General features: G+C 56.1%; 2 protein-coding genes. Both read right to left on the bottom strand.

The annotated features are described in order from the left end of the window. Positions 1-115: 115 nt before the first annotated feature. Complete coding sequence (gene nudC / locus FD38_RS10210) at positions 116-940, bottom strand: NAD(+) diphosphatase (RefSeq protein ID WP_057733887.1); 825 nt, start codon at positions 938-940, stop codon at positions 116-118. Positions 941-1,037: 97 nt separating this feature from the next. Next, entirely contained in the window at positions 1,038-2,351 is a 1,314-nt protein-coding gene (locus tag FD38_RS10205; protein WP_057733885.1) for a hypothetical protein, read from the bottom strand. Between the last annotated feature and the right edge of the window lie 64 nt (positions 2,352-2,415).

Raw genomic sequence — 2,415 nt, 5'->3', positions numbered from 1 at the left:
CTTATCATGAATCGTTGATTTAACAACATTTCCATTGACAAGACGTAGAAAAAGAGATGTCCTCCAGGTACTTTCGCCTGGGGGGCATCTCTTTTCGCTACTGGTTAGTCTGTCGTTACAGGTCGCCCCGGCGGAAGGCTTCGATCATACTCCACGACAAGCTCAACGTGGTGTCGTCGTGGGGCAATTCGTCGCGGCGGAACCACTTGGCCTGGGACAGTTCGTCGGTCTCTAACGTGATGGGGACACTCTGGTCTAACTCCGCCACGAAGCCCACCAGTAGTGCGTGGGAAGCCGCCCAGGGCTGACTGCCCCGGTAACGAATATGGTGCACGCTCAGTCCGACTTCTTCGTGAACCTCCCGGCGAACCGTTTCTTCGAGGGTCTCCCCGATTTCGGCGTACCCGGAAATCAGGGTGTATTTATCGTAACCGGTCAAAAACTTGGTCAACAGAAGCTGATCACCGTGCGTGACCGCCACAATGATTGCCGGGGCAATCGTGGGATAGATCTTCTGGCCACACTGCGGACAGGTCAAGGCCCGTTCGACGGTGTCTGGCACGTACGCGTGACCACAGTGACTGCAGAACCGATGGGTGGCGTACCACCAGCCCAATTGAGCCGCCGTCGCCGCAGCAAAGCCCAACCACTGGGGCGTCAACCGCCGTAACGCCGCGACCGGAGCGTACCGGTACCGGGCCGTCTCGCTGACCGGGGCAGTGACCAAAAAGATAGCTGTCTGGTCGATCGTCAACAGGTACGTAGCTTGGGCGGGCGTTACCGCCCAGGTCTGGGTGACCGCGGTCCACCGCGGCAACGTTTGCGCTTGGTCTAAAAGCACGTGTTGGTCGTGGTAGACCACCACGAAGTCGTCGGGTCGCGGTGTGCGTGGCCCGTGAAACTGATTATCTAAACGGTGTGGGGCAATATCTTGAAACAACGGGGACACCAACTTTCAATTCGAATAGTCCCCATCATGCGCGTCTATCTCAAATTAATCAATCGCTTAGCTCCGGGGAACGCGCCGTCTCACCCGTTTACGGCAACGTGGCGGTCGCTGGTACCAACAGTCCCTGAGCGACCGAATAGCGGTAAGCCTGTTCGTAGCGTGGGTACTTGCCCTTAAATCGCTTTTCCAACTGCGGCCAGTATTTCGGCTCATGGGTAACCTCTAAGGCCATTTCTAAGACCCGTTGCCGGGCGTTACCCTGCTTCGCCGCACGTAACCGGTCAATTTCGGCATCAAACAGCGCGGCAAGTTCTGCCGGTCGTTGCCCGACTAACCGTTCGAAGGCGGCAAACCCGGTCGGGAAGAACCGGTCAAAGACGTACTTGGCTTGGACCACCGTACTTTTTTCGACCGGTTGGCCCTGCTCCACAAAATACAAATAACGCGCTAGGATGTACCCCGCGATTTCGGCGTTCATCTGGTGGTGCCGGACGTGAAAGCTGCCGAAGAAATTGGTGATGCGCAACGCTTCGGCCTGGTCCGCCGGCGATAATATGCCCGCCCGTAATAACCGAGCGACCATCAGCACGCTAAAGCGGTTATCCGTCCGGGCACTGCTCATCAGATACGGCGCACTGTCCTGCGGGGCTATTTCGTGAGCAAACCAGAAATTAAGCAACACGCGACTGGCGTTACCGCTTTGTTCGCACTCCTGCCACAGGACTTGTTCCTGTTCGGTGGTCAGACCGGGTAACCGGTAAGCTACGGATTCCACGTAATCGGTGGCCTGTTCCTTAAGCTCCGGGGTAATTTGGCGTAACCAGGGGTGCGGCGAAAAATCTGGGTTGGCCGCAAAGGTCTGAAGTTCTTGGTATTCGGTCGCCGTCATCTTCCCGACCAGCTGATCATTGGGTTGCCGTAAGAGGTGTAAGAGCCGCTTAGTCGCGGTCTCCGTCACCACCGGTTGCGCGGGTGCGGGCGTTTTTTTCCGCCACCACCGTGACTTGGGTGCGGCATCATCCGGTAATGGTTGGGCCAAGAAGGTATCCAGGACCGCTTGCGAATTCAACGTCACGCCCAGTTCGTCGTGGACCAGGTGGCGGCCCTGTCCCGAGTGAAAGAGGTCCGAAAACTCGATGGGCCCACTGATCTCCCCTAACCGCTTTTGGCTGGGAAGGCTCCCGATCCGAAAATGCGTCGCTAATAGGCCAAAGTAGGCGGCGTACAGGCGGTGAAAGAACTGGGGAAACTGGGTGCCCCCGTTGCGGGTGTAGGTCTCCAAATCGCCTAACAAGAATTGAAAATTAATCACCCGGTAGTAGTCGCGTAAGACCGGATAGTCCCGGATGAATGGGTAAATGAAGAATTGAATATTGGCGACCATCCCCCGTTTAAAATACAAAGATGAAATATCCTGAATTATTCACCAGAAACTCCAAAATCCCCATCAAACACATGATTCAAGT

This window comes from Levilactobacillus zymae DSM 19395, assembly GCF_001434115.1.
In the GTDB taxonomy this organism is placed as follows: Bacteria; Bacillota; Bacilli; order Lactobacillales; family Lactobacillaceae; genus Levilactobacillus; species Levilactobacillus zymae.
Note: the sequence above shows the minus strand (reverse complement) of the source record. Positions and strands in the feature narration are given on the sequence as shown.